The following is a 363-nucleotide window of genomic DNA, read 5'->3' as shown; positions in this document are numbered from 1 at the left end:
AATAGGAGGCGGCACAACTCGCGCCGATGGGCGACACCGACGAGTCGACCGGCGTTTCCGCGTGGGCAGTGTTCAAGCCGTTCCGCCGGCCGCTCCCGCTGAATCTCCTCGTTCCCTGCGTTGGGCTCGTCTGCTGGTACGTCGGTTTCGAGGCGACGGTGGCGGTCCTCGGACTCTCGCCCGAACTCGCGGCGGACTCGGTCGCGGGACAGGTCGCGAGGACGAAGGCGACCCTCGGAGCGAACCTCGGGCTCGGCGCCTTCGTCGGTCTCGCGACGCTCCGTGCGTACGGGTGGCACATCTGGAACGTCCTCGTCGGTGCGGCGTTCGCGGTCAACGGGGGCGCCGTCGCCTTCTGGATCC

Annotated in this window: 1 protein-coding gene; it reads left to right on the top strand. The window is 69.4% G+C overall.

Going from position 1 to position 363, the window contains the following annotated elements; translation table 11 throughout:
• Positions 1-26: 26 nt before the first annotated feature.
• On the top strand, positions 27-363 hold a 337-nt coding region (locus EXE42_RS17275; RefSeq protein ID WP_137707093.1), incomplete at its 3' end, for a hypothetical protein.

This window comes from Halorubrum sp. SP3 (assembly GCF_005435195.1).
Taxonomy (GTDB): Archaea; Halobacteriota; Halobacteria; order Halobacteriales; family Haloferacaceae; genus Halorubrum; species Halorubrum sodomense.
The sequence above is the reverse complement of the archived record's forward strand: the minus strand, read 5'-3'. Positions and strand labels throughout refer to the sequence as shown.